At 63.3% G+C, this 18,988-nt stretch carries 20 protein-coding genes; 13 read left to right on the forward strand and 7 right to left on the reverse strand.

Features of this window, described 5'->3' with window-relative positions; genetic code table 11:
* Positions 1–10: 10 nt before the first annotated feature.
* The 3 genes from C2138_RS06060 to C2138_RS13615 all read right to left on the reverse strand — a co-directional run bounded on the left by C2138_RS06060 (position 11) and on the right by C2138_RS13615 (position 2,178).
* Positions 11–985 carry a hypothetical protein gene (locus tag C2138_RS06060; protein ID WP_159078155.1) on the reverse strand — a complete coding sequence of 325 codons (975 nt, stop codon included), beginning with the start codon at positions 983–985 and terminating at the stop codon, positions 11–13.
* Between the two features lie 196 nt (positions 986–1,181).
* The gene (locus tag C2138_RS06065; protein WP_159078156.1) at positions 1,182–1,691 is read right to left on the reverse strand and encodes a hypothetical protein; all 510 of its coding nucleotides are present in this window, start codon (positions 1,689–1,691) and stop codon (positions 1,182–1,184) included.
* Between the two features lie 106 nt (positions 1,692–1,797).
* A complete protein-coding gene (locus C2138_RS13615; protein WP_159078157.1) occupies positions 1,798–2,178 on the reverse strand; it encodes a hypothetical protein in 381 nt (126 codons plus the stop codon).
* 61 nt (positions 2,179–2,239) lie between these two features.
* Here C2138_RS13615 and C2138_RS13620 point away from each other — a divergent pair, with 61 nt between their 5' ends.
* The 3 genes from C2138_RS13620 to C2138_RS06075 are packed head-to-tail and all read left to right on the forward strand — an operon-like array spanning position 2,240 to position 5,009.
* The gene (locus tag C2138_RS13620) at positions 2,240–3,352 is read left to right on the forward strand and encodes a hypothetical protein (protein WP_158268741.1); all 1,113 of its coding nucleotides are present in this window, start codon (positions 2,240–2,242) and stop codon (positions 3,350–3,352) included.
* Positions 3,353–3,396: 44 nt separating this feature from the next.
* Positions 3,397–3,948, forward strand: a complete 552-nt coding sequence (locus C2138_RS06070) for an ABC transporter ATP-binding protein (RefSeq protein WP_158268742.1) — start codon at positions 3,397–3,399, stop codon at positions 3,946–3,948.
* A gap of 5 nt (positions 3,949–3,953) precedes the next feature.
* A complete protein-coding gene (locus tag C2138_RS06075) occupies positions 3,954–5,009 on the forward strand; it encodes a hypothetical protein (RefSeq protein ID WP_158268743.1) in 1,056 nt (351 codons plus the stop codon).
* 341 nt (positions 5,010–5,350) lie between these two features.
* On the opposite strand, the gene C2138_RS06080 is transcribed toward C2138_RS06075, so the two are convergent.
* Positions 5,351–5,692, reverse strand: a complete 342-nt coding sequence (locus C2138_RS06080; protein ID WP_108516321.1) for a hypothetical protein — start codon at positions 5,690–5,692, stop codon at positions 5,351–5,353.
* 87 nt (positions 5,693–5,779) lie between these two features.
* On the opposite strand from C2138_RS06080, the gene C2138_RS06085 reads away from it, so the two are divergent.
* Positions 5,780–6,001 carry a hypothetical protein gene (locus C2138_RS06085; protein WP_159078158.1) on the forward strand — a complete coding sequence of 74 codons (222 nt, stop codon included), beginning with the start codon at positions 5,780–5,782 and terminating at the stop codon, positions 5,999–6,001.
* On the opposite strand, the gene C2138_RS13625 is transcribed toward C2138_RS06085, so the two are convergent.
* Entirely contained in the window at positions 5,982–6,476 is a 495-nt protein-coding gene (locus C2138_RS13625; RefSeq protein WP_159078159.1) for a hypothetical protein, read from the reverse strand. The genes C2138_RS06085 and C2138_RS13625 overlap by 20 nt on opposite strands.
* A 255-nt stretch (positions 6,477–6,731) precedes the next feature.
* Between C2138_RS13625 and C2138_RS06090 the strand changes: the two genes are divergently transcribed.
* The 3 genes from C2138_RS06090 to C2138_RS06100 all read left to right on the forward strand — a co-directional run bounded on the left by C2138_RS06090 (position 6,732) and on the right by C2138_RS06100 (position 9,867).
* On the forward strand, positions 6,732–7,529 hold the full coding sequence (locus C2138_RS06090; RefSeq protein WP_146181251.1) for a hypothetical protein: 798 nt from the start codon (positions 6,732–6,734) through the stop codon (positions 7,527–7,529).
* 96 nt (positions 7,530–7,625) lie between these two features.
* The gene (locus C2138_RS06095; RefSeq protein WP_108518878.1) at positions 7,626–8,144 is read left to right on the forward strand and encodes a PadR family transcriptional regulator; all 519 of its coding nucleotides are present in this window, start codon (positions 7,626–7,628) and stop codon (positions 8,142–8,144) included.
* A 37-nt stretch (positions 8,145–8,181) separates the two neighbouring features.
* Positions 8,182–9,867, forward strand: a complete 1,686-nt coding sequence (locus tag C2138_RS06100; protein ID WP_108516327.1) for an ABC1 kinase family protein — start codon at positions 8,182–8,184, stop codon at positions 9,865–9,867.
* A gap of 266 nt (positions 9,868–10,133) precedes the next feature.
* Here C2138_RS06100 and C2138_RS06105 read toward each other — a convergent pair whose 3' ends face one another.
* Positions 10,134–11,153, reverse strand: a complete 1,020-nt coding sequence (locus C2138_RS06105) for a DUF808 domain-containing protein (protein ID WP_108516329.1) — start codon at positions 11,151–11,153, stop codon at positions 10,134–10,136.
* Positions 11,154–11,404: 251 nt separating this feature from the next.
* On the opposite strand from C2138_RS06105, the gene C2138_RS06110 reads away from it, so the two are divergent.
* On the forward strand, positions 11,405–11,827 hold the full coding sequence (locus C2138_RS06110; protein ID WP_108516331.1) for a hypothetical protein: 423 nt from the start codon (positions 11,405–11,407) through the stop codon (positions 11,825–11,827).
* A gap of 43 nt (positions 11,828–11,870) precedes the next feature.
* On the opposite strand, the gene C2138_RS06115 is transcribed toward C2138_RS06110, so the two are convergent.
* Positions 11,871–13,415 (reverse strand): PucR family transcriptional regulator, encoded by a 1,545-nt coding sequence (locus C2138_RS06115; protein ID WP_108516333.1) that lies wholly within the window; start codon positions 13,413–13,415, stop codon positions 11,871–11,873.
* A gap of 152 nt (positions 13,416–13,567) precedes the next feature.
* Here C2138_RS06115 and C2138_RS06120 point away from each other — a divergent pair, with 152 nt between their 5' ends.
* From C2138_RS06120 to C2138_RS06140, 5 genes are read left to right on the forward strand one after another with little or no spacing between them, the layout of a single operon-like run.
* The gene (locus tag C2138_RS06120) at positions 13,568–14,644 is read left to right on the forward strand and encodes a BMP family protein (protein WP_108516334.1); all 1,077 of its coding nucleotides are present in this window, start codon (positions 13,568–13,570) and stop codon (positions 14,642–14,644) included.
* A 1-nt stretch (position 14,645) separates the two neighbouring features.
* Positions 14,646–16,295: an ABC transporter ATP-binding protein gene (locus C2138_RS06125; protein WP_199286577.1), complete on the forward strand. Its 1,650-nt coding sequence runs from the start codon at positions 14,646–14,648 to the stop codon at positions 16,293–16,295.
* Positions 16,292–17,425, forward strand: coding sequence for an ABC transporter permease (locus tag C2138_RS06130; protein ID WP_108516336.1), 1,134 nt, complete (start codon positions 16,292–16,294; stop codon positions 17,423–17,425). The genes C2138_RS06125 and C2138_RS06130 overlap by 4 nt, the downstream gene beginning before the upstream one ends.
* Positions 17,425–18,324, forward strand: a complete 900-nt coding sequence (locus C2138_RS06135; RefSeq protein WP_108516338.1) for an ABC transporter permease — start codon at positions 17,425–17,427, stop codon at positions 18,322–18,324. Before C2138_RS06130 ends, C2138_RS06135 begins: the two co-directional genes overlap by 1 nt.
* Before the next feature lie 59 nt (positions 18,325–18,383).
* On the forward strand, positions 18,384–18,887 hold the full coding sequence (locus C2138_RS06140) for a nucleoside deaminase (protein WP_199220465.1): 504 nt from the start codon (positions 18,384–18,386) through the stop codon (positions 18,885–18,887).
* Positions 18,888–18,988: the final 101 nt, after the last annotated feature.

Consider the following 18,988-nt stretch of genomic DNA (forward strand, 5'->3'; position numbering starts at 1 on the left):
CGTCACGGCGTCACATGCCGAGATAGCGCATCATCCTGCCACTCACTCGGCTGTTCGATGTGTAGATCAGGGACGACCATGCCGCGTAGTTGATGATCGTGGCACCGAGCATCGTATACACAGGGAGTACGGCGAGCCCGATGCCCACCACGGGAAGGACGATCGACGGCGCCAGCAAGGCGGCGGCAACCCCCGTTGCAGCCGCCGCATACGTGGTTGGCATGTCAGGAGAGAGCGAGGCCTCCAGATCTGCGATCGCCTGCTCAGCGGTGTCTCCGTTCTGGTGCGAGACGACAAGTTGATCGGCGAGGCCCAGAGCTGCGTTAGCCGAAAAGGTGAAGTCGGCAGCCTCGGTCAGGAACGCCGCCGCGTCGGCGACCTTGCTAATGTTGCGCGTCAAGTTGGGCGAACCCTGGAGTACACCTGCAGCTGAAACGGCGTCACCAAAAGTCGTAACCGCGCTCGTGAGGTTCATCGTGGCGAGGAACTGGTCATATGCGTTCCGATCGCTGCTGGTGATCCATGCACTGTATCTTGGGGCCTCGGAGTTGTGGTTGCACGTAGTCCCGACGTGGCTCGGCGACATGTCGATGTAGTGCGACAAGTACATGTACATCGTTTCCTGCGCCGGCGTCCGAGCGTTGCTGTCCCGGGCGGAGTTTACGGCGGCGATCTGAGCTGCGTACGCTGCCCGTCCACCCGGGGTGCACGCGGTACCCGGTGCGGGCGTCGGCTCGGCCATGTCTGCCAGCGCGAGGTCGGCCACCTCGTCGAAGAACGCCGCGTCGGCCTGGTCGACATGGATGTAGTTGCCGGGCGCGATACCGAAGTCCTGCATGGCGGCGGCGGCTCTTGCCGATGCGTCGAGGATTTCGCTGCTGGTGTGCGCTGTGTTCACTGTCTGCGGGGCTTCGGTGGCCGCCGCAGGCTGGACTGTAGCCAGTGACACGGCGAGCCCAATTCCGAGCGCCGTTACTGATTTCATGCCTTTCACGATGCCGCCCTTCAAGTGAGTGAGTCATGCTCTTGTTCGCACCCTATCGACGCGGAGTCAGATCCGTCTGCCCCCCATGGGGGGCGTCCGAGACGCATGCGGGCTTTCGTCGTCCTGGATCACCCGGCTTGCGGCGGCCAGCCGGGCAAGCAGAAGGCCCCGATTTCTCGGGGCCTTCTCAGGTAGATCATCCGATAGAGAACGGTATGTTCGGCCAATGTCGAAATGACGACTCGGCTCCACAGTCGATTAGCTCCGCAGGATCAAGATCGGGATCGTCTTGAAAATCCAAGAAGTTCCGCTCGTTTCCTGTCACTGCGTTGCCTAGCCGTACCAAGCACTCCCTGGTTTCCGTGAGAATGACTGGATCGCTGATCGGATCAAACTGATTGATGTACGCGAGCTCGATCAGGTCACGCTCCAGGGCGCAAGCGCTCACCTCCGGCGAGAACTCGGACTCTGGGGAGCCCCAGTACTCGTACGGTGAGTAGATTCGGTGACCGTTGATCGGGTCCTCCACCCGACCCGTAAACTTTCGGTCATGTTCCGATGCACACTCTTCGTACCTGCCCAGGGTTGACTCATACTCCTCGACAGTAATTTCCCCATCCTCAAGGATGGCGATCGCGGCCTCTGAATTGGCAGCTTCCGCGGCGACCCGCGCCCCGGCAACTGTCATGAGGTCAGCGCCGATCACCGAGCCGTCATTGGTCGAGCAACCAGCCATCAATGTGCCAAGGACGACGGCGATGGCGGCGCTCCCAGCGCCTCGTCCGAGGGTGCGGATACCTGCCACTATCCGCTTACGATCTCCAGCTCTGGCTGCCAATGGTCCCCGTGTGCAGGCCACCCACAAATTGCGCAACTGAAGTCGGGTGGATGTAGGAAACTGTTCCACTGGTGGCGCAGCGCAGCGATCCCGTGACCGGCGTATATGACGAACTATGCGCGATCTGCACGCATCGCTGCGACGAGGCTCCATCAAAGCTCATAGTTAAACCCGAGGCCTGATAGCCGTTTGTGAAGAAACTTGAGCCGCCGTACACCCCGTTCGGAGACTGCTGCACCCCGAACGCAGTGGCCTGCATTGGCGCTGCGACTGACAATGCTGTGGCAAGCGCGATGAACAAAGCTGCAAAGAGCGCCTTGCGGCCACGCAAAGTTGTTGTTGTTGTTGTTGTCATTACCGTTCCCCCACGAAAAAAATGAACGAATGCTCGTTACTATACGAGTTAGGGGGAACAAATGGGCCAAACGAAGAAATATCGACTTCTGCCTGTCGTGGGCCTGCTCACATGGGTGCTGCTTCCGCTTGTCATGGTCGCCGGACTAAGTGGAGTGAGCCGCTCTCTCACTTTGGACGACGACAAAGTGGAGGTGTGGGTTCCGGTCGGGGCCGCCGACCAGGACATTGACCGCGGCGTGGACGTGATCCTGCAATGGAGCCCGACCGTCGACATCGTCTCCCCCGCGTGGTCCGGAGTTGTTCAGCGCGTCAACGTCACCGGCGGGGCATCGCTCTCTAGCGGCCACTCAATTGCGTTGGTCGATGGTGTTACCCGTATCGCTGCACACACAAGCATTCCGTTCCATCGCCAAATCGATTCGGGACTGCGCGGCGAGGATGTGCGGGCATTGAACGAAATGCTTCGGCAACTTGGACATTCGCATGCTCCCGACGACGCCGCTACCTGGCAAACCACGCGGGGCATCCGTCAGCTTGGGGCGGCGCTGGGAGCCGGCTCGTCGGTCAATTCGTTCGACCCGGCATGGATCGTCTATCTGCCATATGAAGGCTACGTTGTGGGTTCAGTGCAACTAGCGGTCGGAAAGCCCGCTCCGGCTCCTGGCGAAACGATTCTCGGCGGTACCGCCCGTATTACCTCAGCGGAGTTAGTCACCCGAGACAGCGTTGCCATCCCTCCATCATCCCCCTCGGAACAGCCCGGAGCGGCGACGCGCCCAACACGCATTGAGATTGCAAACGAGGCCAGGGTGACGGCAGACCCGGAAGAAGCCTTCCAAATTGCCGGCGTTACCTATGAACTGGACGAGACACGCAGCAGGCTCGCAGTCGTCTCACTGCCCGGGGTGGAGGGTGTGATAGCCGCAGACCAGGTCGTGGTGCGCGGGCAGTTGGTGAGACAAGCACTAGATGGAGACGTTGAAGTCCCCAGCGCAGGGATCGTGACAGACGCCACCGGAGCACAATGCGTCCGAGTGGACCCCGACAAGCCACGCTGGGTTGCGGTGGACATCAGGGCAAGCCGCGACGGCCTCGCCGTGGTGTCCGGATCATTGAGCATCGGCGAAAAACTCCAGGTTGGGGCAACCGTGGAGCCGACCAAGTGCTCCTGACTGTCGAGGGATTGGGCAAGTCCATCGGATCGCGGTCTCTGTTTATGAACCTGACATTCACCGTGGAGGCTGGGCAGTCGTTGGCGATTGTCGGCCCGTCCGGTTCGGGAAAATCCACTCTCCTCTCGATCATCGCGGGGTTCACTGACCCCAGCAGCGGCGAACTGCGATTTGACGGGTCCCGCGGGCACATCGAGTGGGCTCCGCAGGCTTCGCCGTTGCTGTCACGGCGAACCGCGCTCGATAACGTGATGCTGCCGACGCTCATCCGCGGGGCTGACCCCGGAGCGGCGAGGATGCATGCCTCCAAGACCTTGGACGATCTTGGGCTCGGCGCATTCGCTCACACTCCGGTGTATCGACTTAGTGGAGGCGAACGTCAGCGCGTTGGCGTGGCTAGAGCAGTGGTGTCGAGGCCACGAATGCTCTTGGCGGACGAACCCACAGCCTCCCTCGATCCATACTCGCGAACGGCCGTTATCCAGACGCTTCGGCGCTGCACCCAGGAGGGTACCGCCGTCATCATCGCCACCCACGATCCAATCGTTGCGGAGCAATGCGACACAAGGCTGGATCTCCAATTGGACATGCCATGATGGTCATGCCTCTTCCCATCTCCGAGGCTCTAGCCAACCTCCGAGCCTCCCTGGGCTTCGGGCTGATCCTGTTTTTCGTCTCGCTCCTTGCCGGTGGAGGAATCGCCGCCGCGAGCACGCTCGAAGCAGGAAGCTACGCACACAAATGGCACCAACAAGTGCAGACCGGCCGCTTCGTTTTCACCATTGCATCCGCCACATCGGCAACATTGGATGCGTCACGCTGCGATGCCCTCAACTCCATCTCCGGCGTCAGCGCCGCGGGGGCAATCACTTCTGAGCGAGACATTGAGTTCCCGCAAACCGGTAATCAGACGTGGCGAGAAAGTACCGTCACTCCAAGGTTTCCCGCCGCCGCATGGAACGACGGGCCGCCTCCTTTTTCGGGAAGCAATGCCATTTTTCCCAACGAGTTGGCCGACCTGCTGAGCGCCGTCCCTGGATCGCGGTTCACAGTCGTGGACAAGGCCACCGGAGCCGAATCGTCAACCCGCGTCGAATGGACTTCGGAGCACCGGTCGCGAATTGACGGCATCAACCGGAACGTGATTCGCCTCGGAGAACCTTCCGGAGCCACAAAGATCTGCTACGTCTCCACTGAACCGGCCGCGTTTCTCGACGTCGGCTCGGCAGCGCGAGGGTGGTTCGGTGAGCCTGTTCAGGTGTCGGAGCTCGGCCAACAAACCGACGGAGCAGGTCTATCGATCGCCCCGGCACGTCTAATGGACTGGGGATGGGTCGCTGTCGCTGCAGCAGTTCTCCTGTTGGCGAGCTCATGGTGGTTCGCCCGCCGAGCAGACCTCGCTCTATACCGTTTGCTTGGCATGGCGACGGCAGACTTTCTCAGAATGATGACCACGGAATGTGCCCTGTTGGTGTTGGCGCCGACGGCACTCGGCGCGGCGTTCGCACTCCTCGTTCTTCGTCCAACCGATGCCTACGTCATCGCATCAGTCGGCTTGGATCTCCTGCGATACATGGTGATTCTTTGTTCACTTCCACTGATTGCCCTCCTGCTGGGACGGCGCAGCAACACCGTCAGGACCCTCAGCGGCTACTAGGCCTCGTAGCCCCTGTCCTCTTGGCATGCTTACCCTTTGGCGACGTCGCACCCCATCCGTTGTGGTCGACAGTGCCGGCCCGCCACCTCTTGAGGTTCCACCGCCCGAGCCACCCCTGCGGATGCGGGAGGTACTGCGCCATGATAGGTCCTACTGGCGCCAGATCGCCATCGAGGTTGCCAGCGGGTTCATCATGGCGGCGCTGCTCTTTGCTTTGCCTGGACTGGCGGGGCTTCTCGGGTACCCTCTTGGTCAGTTTCGATCGAACCTGTCCAGCCCCTCGATGGCACCGAGGCGTGGCTTTCCACGCAGGGGCGATCAGCCATCTGATCAGGTGTGCCTCATGGTTCGGCGCTTCCGCGAACGGACTGCGACGGAAGATGTTCGGGCAAGGATTGCCCATGGGACCGCACAAACAGGTGGTGCGTAGCAACGGCAGCGGCCTTGAGCGAGGTGTAGTACCCGATCAGCCGCCGGTCCTCGCTTCGCTCCGCCCACGTCACCACTCGATACCCGTTGATCGCGAGGAAGCGGATGATGCCGTAGCACTTGTTCGTCGCGTCGACCATGTACCAGCGGCCCGGTTCCGTTTCGACCGCGGCGAGGATCGGATGCCACGCGGTGGACGGGTTGGACGCACGGCGCGCGGCGGTGTCGAAGGCGTCCTGTGGTGAATGACGCATCGACCCTGCCCGTGTTCCATTTCTTTCGCTGCTCGCTTATGCTCGTTAACCTTCGAACATACTTTCGAATAGTGCAAGGTGGATGTCATGCAGGTGAAACACGAAACTGTGACAGTGTGGCTCCAGGGCGCGGTGCCGGTACGGCTGCTGTGGCGCGATGTCCGCTACATGGTCACCGACACCCCGACCGGGCTCTACGGCTATATCGATGACGCACCGACACGGGCGCGACGCACGCGAAGGCGTTTGGACGCCGAAGGCGCCGATGTCCCCCGGGTCGTCGTCGAAGTCATGGCGATAGAACCTTGAGCGAGACGGCCTTCCGTAGTCGCCTGCGGTTCCACAGGAGCAGACTTGCGACGATAGCCACTGCTAAGACCGTCGCCACGATTATGTAGGAGGCTCTGATCCTTGGGTCACCTTCGGCTCGGGCGTCGTTGGAGAAGGTGATTTCGCTTGTGAGGTCTTGGACGATGAGTCCGCTTCGCACCTGGAGTGTTGCAAGCCAGGGTCCTTCGGGAATCGCATCTTCGAGCATGACGGACATCTGACCTGTACGGCCTGGTGCCACAGTGAGCGACTTGTGTCCGTCGAACGGCCCTGCTGATAGACCCGCTGGTCCTTCAGTAAGGCTGAGTGTGCCGCTCAGGTCGAGGGCACGCCCTCCCGTGTTCGAGATGGCAGCGGTAAGTACGCGTGTTCCATCTTCTGCGGTCGTCGCAACCAGCCGGCCGATCTCGAAGGTCGCCGGCGGGCCGTTCCCTGGCCCTACCGATACATACATGCGAATTCCAACTCTGCTTGCACTCACGACACTGGTTTCAGTGGTGCTGTCGGATCGAACCTCAGCCCAGACCGCAGCGTACTGTTCGCCCTCGGCAGCGCAACTCCCTAGAGTCTTCAGTGGTTAACATGCGTAGCTGTCGAGTCACCCCCTGACCTCGTGACTATCGCTATCATTCGACAATCGATTCTGCCGAGTGAGCCTTGCTCATGGTGGATCCGGCTGTGGCCGCTAGTCAAGAGGTGGGGATGAATGATGGCCGTACGATCTTGGGCGAAGTACATCGATGAGTTATTGCTTGGTGGTCGGTGGCTGCCGGTGACTGGGTGCGTGCTCTTCGTCAATGCCCCGCGGGAGCGGGCAGTGGCCGAGCTCATCAATGGGGTGCGCGGCCAGTATGTGCGTCGCGAGTACGGATCGCCGTTGCGGCAGCGCACTGTCGTGGCTGATGATCTGGGCGCGCTTCTCTCCAGACTGCTCCCCTTGGATACTGGGGAGCCACGCCGGGAGCTATTCGTGCAGACCGCTGACCCGCAGTGGACTGCCGTGTTCGACACGAGTTGGAGGGGGCAGGATCCGCATTCGCCCATGATGTGGTTTGCCCAAGGCGGCATCCGCTCCGTGAGTGTTTCAGATTTTCCCCACACGATGAACTCCCCCGGTCTCCCCGAAATGTATGGTCAGCGGAAAATCGAGATGTACGAGATCGTGCCCAACGCAGCCCCGGTCGGATACACGTTGGGTGTGCGGGTTGCCGATTCCAACAGGTGGGAATTCGATGGTGGAGGTAGAAACTTTCCCATGGGCAGTGTGTGGGATCCTGACGCCAAGCGTGACCCGGATAAGTTCACCCACGAGCATCTCGTGCAGATGTGCGCACTACTGGGGCTCCGCCCGTTCGATGAAGACTTTTATGCCCCGGACAACACCGGTGTCATCGTCGAGCGCACCGAACCCAACGGCCCAAACAGAGCGGCTGTCACGCTGGCTCAAGCTCGCGGCGAGGAGCCGGTCTTCCTCTATCCAGGGCCGGGATTCGTTCCGGCACCGTGAAGCCAAAAGCATGCCTATCGCCTGGTGAGTTAGCGACGTATCGTTAGGAATAGGCAGGGTCCAATGGTGGACCCATCTCTGGGAGAAGGTTCAGCAATGAACAGCGCAAACGAACCGGGCTTCGGCCTGTGGGAAACGGTAGAGAATCTGCACTCCGAGTTTGAGCGGAGAGTCGCACCTCGGATGGGCCGCGGCGATGTTCGCGCCGGCATCCTTGCCCTCCTCGCAGAAGGACCGATGCATGGATACCAGATCATTCGCGAGATTGAGAAGCGCAGCAACGGTAGCTGGAAACCCAGCCCGGGATCGGTCTACCCGACGCTTCAGCTGCTCGCGGATGAAGGTCTCATCCAGTCCGAAGAGTCCGACGGTCGAAAGACATACTCGCTCACTGAGAGCGGAAGGGGTGAAGCCTCGACCGCTCGGCGCGCACCCTGGGAAGCGACCACCGCTAGTGACAGCACCCGCTCCAAGGTGTTGCCGAAAGCTGCCGCGAACCTCGCCCACGCCGTGGTGCAGGTGGCACGCGGAGGTACCAACGAGCAGGCTCAGGAGGCGGTCACGGTAATCGATGAGGCTCGCCGCAAGATCTACGCGATCCTCGCCCGGGAATGACCGACACTCGCCTCCGCGGTGATGTGAGAGAGACCTGATGGCCACGGACCGACACCTCCGCGCCCGATATCGCAAAATTATGCGGTTTGCCTCCCGCTACATCGTGCAGGAGTGGTGGTTCGAGGTGTTGCTGCCTCGCGTCGGGTTGGCGCGGATATCGCGTCGAACTCGTGCGCGGAGAGTGAGCGGAATCGCCCGACATTTTCAGGCTCTGGCCGTTGAACTCGGAGGCCTGATGATCAAGGTCGGGCAGTTCATGTCGTCAAGGCTCGACGTCTTGCCGCCTGAGATCACGAGCGAGCTTGAAGGGCTGCAGGACGAGGTGCCAGCTGCCCCTTTTGACGACGTTCGCGAACTCGCACAAGCCGATCTCGGAGTGCCGCTGGAGCGGGCATACTCGTTCTTCGATCCGTCACCGCTGGCTGCGGCGTCCCTGGGCCAGGTGCACCGGGCGAAACTGGCACCCGCGGACGCGGAGCTAGTGGGTTTCGAGCACGTCGTCGTGAAGGTCCAGCGCCCGGGAATCGACGCGATTGTGACGGTCGACCTTGCCGCGCTGCAGAAAATCGCGGGCTGGCTGAACCGCGTCGCGTTCATTTCGCGACGAGTCGACCTGCCCGCACTGTTGAGGGAGTTTGCCTCAGTCAGCATGGAGGAGATCGACTACCTTCACGAAGGCGTAAATGCCGAACGTTTCGCGGACAACTTTGCCGATAACCCCACAGTGCTGGCGCCGACCGTGGTGTGGGAGCGGACCACACGACGTGTGCTGACACTCTCCGACGTCACGGCGATCAAGATCAGTGACCGGGAGAGTCTTCGGGCATTGGGGATCGACCCGGCGGCGGTCGCTGAGGGGCTGTCGAGCGCCATGTTCGACCAAATCTTCACTTACGGGTTCTTCCATGCAGACCCCCACCCGGGCAACATTTTCGTGACGCCGGAGGCCGGACCCGACTCCGACTGGGCGCTCACCTTTGTGGACTTCGGCATGATGGGCGAAGTTCCCGAATCCCTTAGAGAAGGTTTGCGGAGCCTCGTCATTGCGGTCGCAGCCCGCGACGCCTCGGGTCTGGTCTCTAGCATCCGCGCCATGGGAATGTTGTTGCCCAGCGCGGAAAGTGCCCCGCTCGAGCTGGCACTGGGCGAGCTCTTCGACCGGTTCGGCGGTATGGGCTTTGCCGAACTGCAGAATATTGACCCCAGTGAGTTCAAGGATTTCGGTGACAAGTTCGGTCGGACAATGCGAAGCATGCCGTTTCAGCTTCCCGAGGATCTCCTGCTGATCATCCGCGCAGTCTCACTGACGTCGGGGGTGTGCACGGCGCTCAACCCGTCATTCAACATCTGGACAGCGATCGAGCCGTACGCGGCGCGGCTCACCCAACAAGAGAGCGGAGCTGCGGCGCGCGACCTGGTTCAGCAACTTCTCACGACAGCGGGCGATATTGCGCGCCTTCCTCGGCAGCTGGATGACCTCAGCACGCTGATACAGCGCGGCCAGCTCGCTGTGAGGACTCCGGGGCTAGACCGCCGAATCCGATCATTCGAGAACCTCGCCCGGCGGGTGCTTTCGGCGATCATCTTTGCCGGCCTGCTTCTCGGCGGAATCTACCTCAAGCAGAGCGAGCAAGTGCTCGGCTGGGTGTTAATCGTCGGCTCCGGGATCCCCCTGATCAACGCTCTGTTCGCGGGGATACGTGGGCGGGGGCGTGAACGTTGACACCGAACGGCGATGTGCCCAGGAGGGCAGTCGGTGTCGAACCTGTTCAGGCCGTCGCCGTTGGGCGTGCCCGCACCACCCGGTCCCGTCCCAAGGCTTTGGCCTCGTAGAGCGCAGCATCCGCAGCGGCAATCGATGATCATCGGCATCGCCTCGTCGCCGTCGTCATGACCGCCCAGCTCCAGTCCCTCGCTAACTGGAGATGCCCCGGGCTCTGTCTAGGCTCTTTTGGTGCGACGAGCCACCACGAGCGCGATCGCACCGAGCTAGGAGTGGGAATCGACGTCCGGTTGTGCCGGCCGGTACCCGCCGACCGCTGCGCGAACAGCGCCTTCCTCGTGCCCGTCATCCTTCTTGCCGAACGGCAGAACAGCGAGAAGGGGGTGCAAGACGGCCATGGCGACGAGGCCCCACACGAGGCCCAGGACGGCCGAACACAGGGTGTTCACGAGCCAGACGAGAAAGCCGCCCACAACCGGGACCCCCGCGAACGGCGACTCGAGGACATGAACCAGGTCATACGGCAGATGCCACCCGAGGTCGTAGACCCCCTGCAGCATGATGTGACCGCCGACCCACAGCATGGCGATCGTGCCGATAAGAGTGATCGTGGCCAGCACGGCGGGCATCCCCTTGACGAGCAGCGCGCCAAGACGCTGCGAACCCGCTGACTTTTTGGTGGTCAGGTGCAGGCCGATGTCGTCCATCTTGACGATGAGGGCGACAGCACCGTAGACGAGGATCGTGATCGCGAACGCGACGACGACCAGAATGACCGCTCGAAGCCACAGAGACTCCTCGGCCACCTCGTTCATCGAGATCACCATGATCTCGCAGGAGAGGATGAAGTCGGTCGTGATGGCACCCTTGGTGACCTTCGCCTCCGCGTCGGGACCCCGCTCAACTGCCGGAGCTTTCGCCTCGGAGTGACCGCGAAGCTTGTGCCACACCTTCTCCGCTCCCTCGTAGCAGAGGTAGGTGCCGCCCAGCATGAGGATGAACGGAATCACCGTCGGGATGAAGGCACTGATGAGCAGCAGCGCCGGCAGGATGATCAGCAGCTTATTTCTGAGCGACCCCCAGAAGATCCGTTTGATCATCGGCAACTCGCGAGACGGCTGCGCCCCCGACACATATTGGGGGGTGACAGCGGCATCGTCGATTACCACGCCCGCAGCCTTGACCCCGGCCTTGGCGGCTCCGGCGGCGACGTCATCCAGGGAGGCGGCCGCGATGCGGGCCAGGGCCGCGACATCGTCCAGCAGGGCGACGAGACCGCCGCTCACAGATCATCCCCGTGCTCATCGAGGGCGGTGGGGAGAGCATGAATGAGCTGCGTTTTTGGCATCTTCGCAGTATAGGTAAGCAGGTCACGCGGAGACGCCAAAGCGCGACTTGCGCTGCCGGGGCTGCATTCTGTCAGGGCGCTCCTTCCTGGCGCAGGGGTATGCGCCGAGGTGACCGCAGTTGAGGCTGGAGTGCTGAACCTTTGCCTCATATTCGGCTGCCTGAGGGCTACCCGACCTATCGTGTGCGCATGAACAATCGTGACGACTTGAATTCTGGGGGGAAAGCCCGCTCAGATGCCGCAGCAGATAGCCCCGACGATGCGCTCCCCTTCGAACAGGGGCTGGATGATCCGGCCGGTGCGGGAACAGTGAAGACCCCGAATGTCGACGGTGGCCGGGCCAACGGTGCCGCCGGAGAGCGGCCCTCCGACGATGATGACTACCCCGCCGACCCGCTCGTTGCTGCCGAGGAGAAGATGCAGACCGTGACGAATGATGCGGTCGCCGGTGAACCCGTCGAGGGCACCGTTGAGGATGAAGTGGGCCCGGGCATAATTCAGCCGATCGAGGGACACCTGGACGAGGATGAGTACGGTGTGGATTTCGCCGCCGTGGATGGTGAACCAGACACCGTTGCGGAGTCTGCGGAGGCGGATGCGGACGACACCTGAGGCCGCGACACGCAACGCCCTGTGTTCGTCGGTGCGCGCTGCGTTACGAGCCGCTCGCAGCCGAGACCCGCAGTCTCCAGCTGACGAGGGCAAGGTCGAGGGCCGTGCGGCGTTCGCGGTTGTCGAGGTCGAGACCGCCCAGCATGCGGCTGATGCGCTCTAGTCGGCCATAGAGGGTTTGTCGCCGGATGCCGAGCGCCTCAGCCGTTTTGGTCTTCGATAACCCCGCGGCCAGATAGGAATCAAGCGTCATCACAAGCCCGGCACCGGTGCGCGCATCGTGGGTCAGCAGGGGGCCGAGTTGGTCGTTGACGAATCGCTCAAGAACTTCGTCGTCGACGAGTGACGACAGCAGTTGGTAGAGGGCAAAATCCATGGCCAAAACCACTTGGGCCGCGGGGGTCAAACGCATCGCGAGCCGCGCGGTCTCTCGAGCGCTGGGAAAAGCGCTCACGAGGGCAGGGATATCGTCAACGGGCTGGGCGGCGCTCACCATGACACCGCCGCCCGACGTTGACCGCAGTTCGGCCTCGACGGCGTGGGCAAACCGGGCGACGACGGGGCGCAGTTCGGCCGGCCGGATGATCGCGGCAACAAGCACATCCCCCTCGACTTCGGCCACCAGGGCGGCGCCGAGCACGCGTCGGGCCGCCTCTCGCGCAGCGATCATGACGGTGCTCGCCGCTGATCGTGCGGAGCGGGGGCGCACGCAGAGGGCAACCGTTTTGTGGTCGGGGCGCACGGTGAGCCCCGCTCCGAGCGCGCGGGTCGCGAGTTCGGCAGCGCCCGTGTATCGCCCCGTCACGATGTCGCGGAGGAGCTCGGTGCGGGCCTGATCGCGGCTGACGGGTATCGCGTGGGATCGGGCGGCTTCGGCTCCGAGAACGTGTGCGGCGCTTTCGGCGATGGCTCGCAGCCGCGGAGAAGCTTCGGCTTCGAGCACAAGCTCTCCCCAGACGGTTCCGGCCGCGATGACCGCAACGCGCAGCGGGGTGGCCTCGCTGGGGGCGGGCTCATGAGGCAAGTCCAGCGGCACCCCCGCTACGAGGCTGGAGTCGGCTGCGTAGAGCGACGCGGGGCATCCGGCAATCTCACTCAGGAGCCCGGTTAGTCCGACGAGTCCGGAGCCCTCGCCGAGTGCTTGCAGCAGTCGCTCGGTGACGGCCGAGGAGACGCGCAGAGCTTCGAGTTCGCCACCGAGCAGGAGGGCGTGCGCGACCTCGGTCACCTCGATAAACGGAACGACGCCGTGAAGCAAAATCAGCGGCAGGCCGACCCGTCGGGCTTCGTCGACGAGGCCCTCCGGGGCCTCGGGAAAGGTGCGCCCGAGTTCTAACAGAACTGCCGCTACTCCGACCTTGGCCAGATCGGCGATATAGCTGCGCCGAGCATCCGGACTCAGCGCCACCAGCCCTAGGCCGGTGGTGAGCAGGGCCTCTCCCCCGTGCAGCAGCGACGAGATTTCATAGATCTCGCTCGTGTGCACCCAGCGCACTTCGCGGGCCTCAAGATCATGGCCAGACACGATCTCTGGTCTGGCTCGCGCGAGCACGGGCAAAGCGATGAGCTGGGCGACGGTCAGGTTCACGATTTTAGCGTGTCAACAGAGGGACATTATGTCAACCGTTAACCGTAGCGAAATGACATACCGTCTCTATCGAGGGATCTGACTTCGCCCCTACTCTCATGGAGTGGCATTGAGCCACCCCTGTCACAGCATGCACACGAGAGAAGGCCCTCATGACCCTAGGCTCACCGCGCACCCCCGGCTATGTGAAACGCGGACTCACAGCCCTCAGCCTCGCATCCGTCGCCGCTCTTGTGCTGGCTGGCTGTGGTGGAACGACCGGAGCAGAGCCTGCGGCTGACGGTGAATCGGCCAGCGGTCTGCCCCTCGTCTTTGGCGCCTATGCGACCCCGCTCGAAGAGCCGTGGGATGGAGCAATCCACGCCGCGCTCGAATCCGCCGAAAAGGACGGCCTGATCGAGTACAAGCACATCGATAACCTGCACACGGCAGACGAGATGGAGCGGGCGCTGCGCGACATCGCGTCAAACCAGAGCCCCGACATCATCATCGGAGACGCCTTCGCTGCCGAAGATGCCGTGCGTGAGGTCGCCGCCGAGTACCCCGACATCGCCTTTGCCTTCGGCTCCGGTGGCTCCGAGCAGGCACCCAACTTCAGCGTGTTCGACAACTGGATGCAGGACCCCGCCTACCTCGCTGGCATGCTCGCGGGCGGACTCACCGAGTCCAACACGATCGGCGTCGTCGGTGCCATGCCGATTCCCGAGGTAAACCGCATCGTCAACGCCTTCATCGCTGGCGTCGGTGAGACGAACCCTGCGGCCACGGTTACCGTCTCATTCATCAACTCGTTCTTCGACCCCGCCACCGCCAAGCAGGCGGCCGAAGCGGCAATCGCCGGTGGAGCCGACGTGCTGTTTGCCGAGCGCGACGGCGTTATCGCTGCAGCATCGGAGCACAGCATCCCTGTCTTCGGAATGATGGTCGACCAGGAGGACCAGGCCCCGGATTACGTCGCCTCGTCGCTGCTCTGGAACGTGCGCCCCACCGTTGACGCCATTGTCGAGGCCGTCGTGGCTGGCAACTACAAGGGCGTAAACCTGGCCGAATATTCGTTCATGGTGAATGGCGGCAGCTCGCTCGCCCCGATCAACTCCGCCACGGTCTACGAAATCCCGGCCGATCTGATCGCGAAGGTCGAGGCGCGCCAGGCCGAGATCCTCGACGGAACCTTCGAGACCCCGATCAACGAGAACGCGCCGGCAGGCTCGACCACAGTAGGCAAATAGCGTGTCAGTAACACCCGAGACGGGGGCGCGGTCCAGCGTGGCCGCGCCCCCCGACCCGCAACAAGTCCCCCTCGCTGAGCTTGTCGATATCACCAAGACGTTCGGCCCCGTCGTGGCCAATGACGGCATCTCGCTGTCGGTAATGCCCGGCGAGGTGCACGCACTGCTGGGCGAAAACGGCGCCGGCAAGTCCACCCTGACCCGCATTCTCTATGGGCTCAGCCAGCCCGACAGCGGCGAGATTCGTGTCGGTGGGCTCGCCACGCGCATAACCTCGCCAGCGGATGCCATGGCATCCGGCATCGGCATGGTCACCCAGGAATTCTCGCTCGTCGACACCATGACGGTGACCGAAAACCTGATGCTCGCCGGGGTCGGACTCGGCAGGGTCGATGTAGCCGCGGCGCGGGAGAAGGTTCTCGCCGCCGCCGCGCGCATCGGCGTGTCGATTGATCCGGATGCCATCGTCGAAGACCTCTCGGTCGGCCAGCGCCAACGGGTCGAGATCGTGAAGGCCCTGTTCCACGACTGCCGGGTGCTCATTCTCGACGAACCGACCGCAGTGCTCGTGCCGCAAGACGTCGAGCAACTCTTCGATTCGATCAGCAGACTCACGTCGGCGGGCATGGGCGTGATCTTCATCTCGCACAAGCTCCACGAGGTCACCAGCATCGCGGACCGCATCAGCATCCTGCGCCGGGGACGCATCGTGGCGTCACGACCCGCAGCGGGCCTCGACCCCCGCGCCATCGCGGCACTGATGGTCGGTGCAGAGGTCAGCACGCCAGCGCCCACCAACGACACCGACAACCAGGCGGCGCCCACAGCGACACCCGCAATCACTCCTGACGCAACCCCAGGGATCGCGGATGCCGCAGCCCTGCAGATCACCGACCTCACTCTCGAGACGGGTGGTTCTCGAGTGCTCGATGCCGTGAGCCTCACCGTGAAGCCGGGCGAGATCCTCGGCATTGCCGGAGTATCCGGCAACGGCCAAACCGAGCTGGTGAATGTGCTCTGCGGCACCCTCGCCGCCGAGCGCGGCTCGGTTATGGTCGCGCAGACCGAGATCGGCGGCCTCGACCCGGCCGGGCGCATTCGTGCCGGGCTCGGACGCCTGACCGAAGACCGCAAGGGCAGCGTCATTCCCGCACTGAGCGTGGCCCAGAACCTGGTGCTCGAAGACCTTGATCGCTTCACCAAGGGTCCGTTCCTCAACCGCCGCGCGGTGAAGGACCATGTGAATGGGCTGATCGAACGGTTTGACATTCGGGCGCAGCCCGGCGACCCCGTGCGCTCACTCTCGGGCGGCAACATGCAGAAGGTGCTGCTCGCGCGGGCCATCTCGCGCGGGCCAAAGGCGCTCGTCGCCTCGCAACCGACACGGGGGCTCGACATTGGTGCCTGCAACTACGTCTACTCGCAGTTGCGTGCCCTCCGCGATAACGGCGCCGGCATTCTGCTGATCTCTGAAGACCTCGACGAGCTTCTCGGAATCTGTGATCGCATCGCCGTCATTTACTCCGGTCGCATCGTCGGCGAACTACCCGCCTCTGAGGCCACACCCGAAGCTCTTGGCCTGCTTATGACAGGCCACACCAGCACTGACTACGGCACTGCCGTTGCGACAAGGACGGATGAACGACCGTGAGAATCCTGCTGCGTGCCAGGGAGTCGCGGTGGCTAGCACCGGCGGCGGTGCTCATCGCTGTGGCCATCACCCTGCTGATAACCGCCGGACCCATTCGCCTCGCTGGCGCCAACCCCGTGGCCGCCTACGAGCGCTATCTGGTGACCCCGCTGTCGACGCTCAACGGCGTCACCGAGGTGCTGCTGGCATCCACTCCCCTGATTTTCACGGGACTTGCCGTGGCGATCGCCTTTCGGGTCGGCTACTACAACATCGGCGCTGAGGGACAGTTTCTTGCTGGCGCGATCGCCGCAACGGTGCCCGGGCTGTACCTGCCCGACCTGCCCGCAGCGCTCGCGCTCCCCCTTGCGCTCGGGGCTGGCTTCATCGGTGGTGCTGTTTGGGCGTTTCTTCCCGCCTGGCTCAAACGTCACGCCAAGATCGACGAGGTTGTGACGACGCTGCTTCTCAACCCGGTCGCACTGTTGCTCGTGCAGGGTCTGCTCAACGGCCCCTGGCGCAATTCGGCGAGCGGGTTTCCTGACTCAGACACCTACGGCCCCGGCTACACGTTGCCGCCGGTTACCGACGGCAGCCGCGTGCACTGGGGGCTCATCATTGCCCTGATTCTGGTGGCCGGCACGTGGATTGTCATGTCGTTCACCCCGCTCGGGCTCAGGCTTCGTGCGGCCGGACAGGCGCCCGCGGCAGCCCAGTTCTCGGGCATCCCTGTTGCCCGGCTGCAGTGGAGGTGCGCTCTCATCTCGGGTGGCATCGCAGGAATGGGGGGCGCGAGCCAGGTGCTCGGCGTACAGCACCAGCTCACCGCCGGAATCTCCAACGGCTACGGCTATACGGGCATCGTCGTGGCGACCCTCGGGGCGCTCACGGCGGGCGGCGTGCTGCTTGTCGCCCTGCTGCTTGGCACGATCGCCGTTGGCGCTCAGAACGCCTCGATCTCGCTGCAGTTGCCCACACAGATGGGAGCGATTGTGAGCTCCACGCTTCTGCTCGCCGTGGTGTCACTGATGGCCCTGCGCCGCTACCGCGTGGTGTTCGGTCGACGGCGCCCGAGTGGTGGGCCCTCCCTAGACGAAACGGTCGCGACCGCCTCTGAACCGGATGCTGCGGCGAAAGTTGGTGTGCGCTGATGGACTTTCCCCTATTCGCCGTTCTTGCGGCCATGTTCACCATCGCAACCCCGCTGGTCTGGGCCGCGCTCGGTGCGGTGATCAACGAGCGGGCCGGAATCTTGAACCTCGGCATCGAGGGAACCATGTACGCGGGCGCGTTCTGCGGTTTCTTCGCTGCTGCGACGAGTGGCTCGGTGTGGTTCGGGCTCGCCGCCGCGGTCATCGCCGGTGCTCTCGCCGGTGCGCTCATGGGTCTGCTCACCGTGACGCTGGGCGTCAACCAGCACGTGGCCGGCATCGGCACCACCCTGCTTCTGGTCGCCGCCTGCAACTTTGCCAACCGGTTGCTCTTCAGCAGCGGCTCGCAGACGATCACCGCAAAGTTCGACAGGCTGTTCGCGGGCGGGGGCATGCTGTCGCAGTATCCGCTGACCTATGTGGCCTTCCTCCTGCTCGCCCCCGCGCTCTGGTGGGTGCTGCGGTCGAGCGGATTCGGGCTTCGGCTTCGCGCCGTCGGTGAGAACCCGGAGGCGGCGGATGCTGCCGGCATCCCGGTCGCCCGCACCCGCTATGCGGCGCTGATTATCGGTGGCGCCATGATGGCGATCGGTGGCTCGTTTCTCACGCTGTCGTTGCTTGGCACGTTCACCATCGACATTGTCAGCGGTCGCGGGTGGATCTGCATCGCGCTCGTCATCTTTGCCCGGTGGAAGGTGTGGCCCGCGGTTGCGGGGGCACTGCTGTTCGCGGTGACCGATGCCCTGCAGTTGCAGCTCGCGATCTCGCCGCTTTTCAGTGGCGTTCCCAACGAACTGCTGATCGCGTTTCCCTACCTCGTCGTGATCGCTGCGCTTGCGATCTGGGGTCGGGGCATCCGCTATCCCGGGGCATACCTCAAGCCCTATCGGCGCGCCTGACCTGCTCCCCCATCCCACTTCTCATCCCCATGAACGGAGCCCAGATGAGTGGCACAGACATGAACACTAACGATGCAACCGCACTGCCTCCACTGACCGCGCTGCCCCCACTGACTGAGTCGCAGCTGGCTGAGGGACTCAGTGCAGCGATCAGTGAGGCCCGACTCGGGCGCGCTGAGGGGGGCATCCCGATCGGCGCTGCGCTCGTTGTCGATGGCAAGGTCATTGCCACCGGCCACAATCGCCGAATCCAGAATGAAAGCTCGGTGCACCACGGCGAGACCAACTGCCTCGAGAACGCCGGACGACTGCCCGCAAGTGTCTACGCCCGCGCGACAATGTTCACCACCCTGTCACCGTGCGACATGTGCACGGGAGCGATCTTGCTCTACAAGATCCCCCGTGTTGTTGTCGGTGAGAACGCCAACTTTTATGGCGGTGAGGACTATCTGCGACAGCGAGGGGTCGAGGTTGTCGTCGTCGACGATGCCGAATGCCGCCAGCTTATGGCCGACTTCATCGAGGCGGAGCCCGCACTCTGGAACGAAGACATCGGGGTCTAATCCGAGCCTCCCCGTGTCTTGACCCTGCGCAGAGCGAAGCGCAGGATCGACGGCGCACGGTTCAGCGCAGGAGGGTCTTCTCGTCGCGCCGCATCGGCCGT

This window comes from Salinibacterium hongtaonis, from assembly GCF_003065485.1.
Classification (GTDB): Bacteria; Actinomycetota; Actinomycetes; order Actinomycetales; family Microbacteriaceae; genus Homoserinimonas; species Homoserinimonas hongtaonis.

Coding starts and splice junctions, on each gene's coding strand:
- C2138_RS06100 (WP_108516327.1), top strand. CDS start 8,182: ATGGCCACGGACCGACACCTCCGCGCCCGATATCGCAAAATTATGCGG.
- C2138_RS06060 (WP_159078155.1), bottom strand. CDS start 985: ATGAAATCAGTAACGGCGCTCGGAATTGGGCTCGCCGTGTCACTGGCT.
- C2138_RS06120 (WP_108516334.1), top strand. CDS start 13,568: ATGACCCTAGGCTCACCGCGCACCCCCGGCTATGTGAAACGCGGACTC.
- C2138_RS06090 (WP_146181251.1), top strand. CDS start 6,732: ATGGCCGTACGATCTTGGGCGAAGTACATCGATGAGTTATTGCTTGGT.
- C2138_RS13620 (WP_158268741.1), top strand. CDS start 2,240: ATGGGCCAAACGAAGAAATATCGACTTCTGCCTGTCGTGGGCCTGCTC.
- C2138_RS06110 (WP_108516331.1), top strand. CDS start 11,405: ATGAACAATCGTGACGACTTGAATTCTGGGGGGAAAGCCCGCTCAGAT.
- C2138_RS06075 (WP_158268743.1), top strand. CDS start 3,954: ATGCCTCTTCCCATCTCCGAGGCTCTAGCCAACCTCCGAGCCTCCCTG.
- C2138_RS06095 (WP_108518878.1), top strand. CDS start 7,626: ATGAACAGCGCAAACGAACCGGGCTTCGGCCTGTGGGAAACGGTAGAG.
- C2138_RS06080 (WP_108516321.1), bottom strand. CDS start 5,692: ATGCGTCATTCACCACAGGACGCCTTCGACACCGCCGCGCGCCGTGCG.
- C2138_RS13625 (WP_159078159.1), bottom strand. CDS start 6,476: ATGTATGTATCGGTAGGGCCAGGGAACGGCCCGCCGGCGACCTTCGAG.
- C2138_RS06085 (WP_159078158.1), top strand. CDS start 5,780: ATGCAGGTGAAACACGAAACTGTGACAGTGTGGCTCCAGGGCGCGGTG.
- C2138_RS06135 (WP_108516338.1), top strand. CDS start 17,425: ATGGACTTTCCCCTATTCGCCGTTCTTGCGGCCATGTTCACCATCGCA.
- C2138_RS13615 (WP_159078157.1), bottom strand. CDS start 2,178: ATGACAACAACAACAACAACAACTTTGCGTGGCCGCAAGGCGCTCTTT.
- C2138_RS06070 (WP_158268742.1), top strand. CDS start 3,397: ATGAACCTGACATTCACCGTGGAGGCTGGGCAGTCGTTGGCGATTGTC.
- C2138_RS06140 (WP_199220465.1), top strand. CDS start 18,384: ATGAACACTAACGATGCAACCGCACTGCCTCCACTGACCGCGCTGCCC.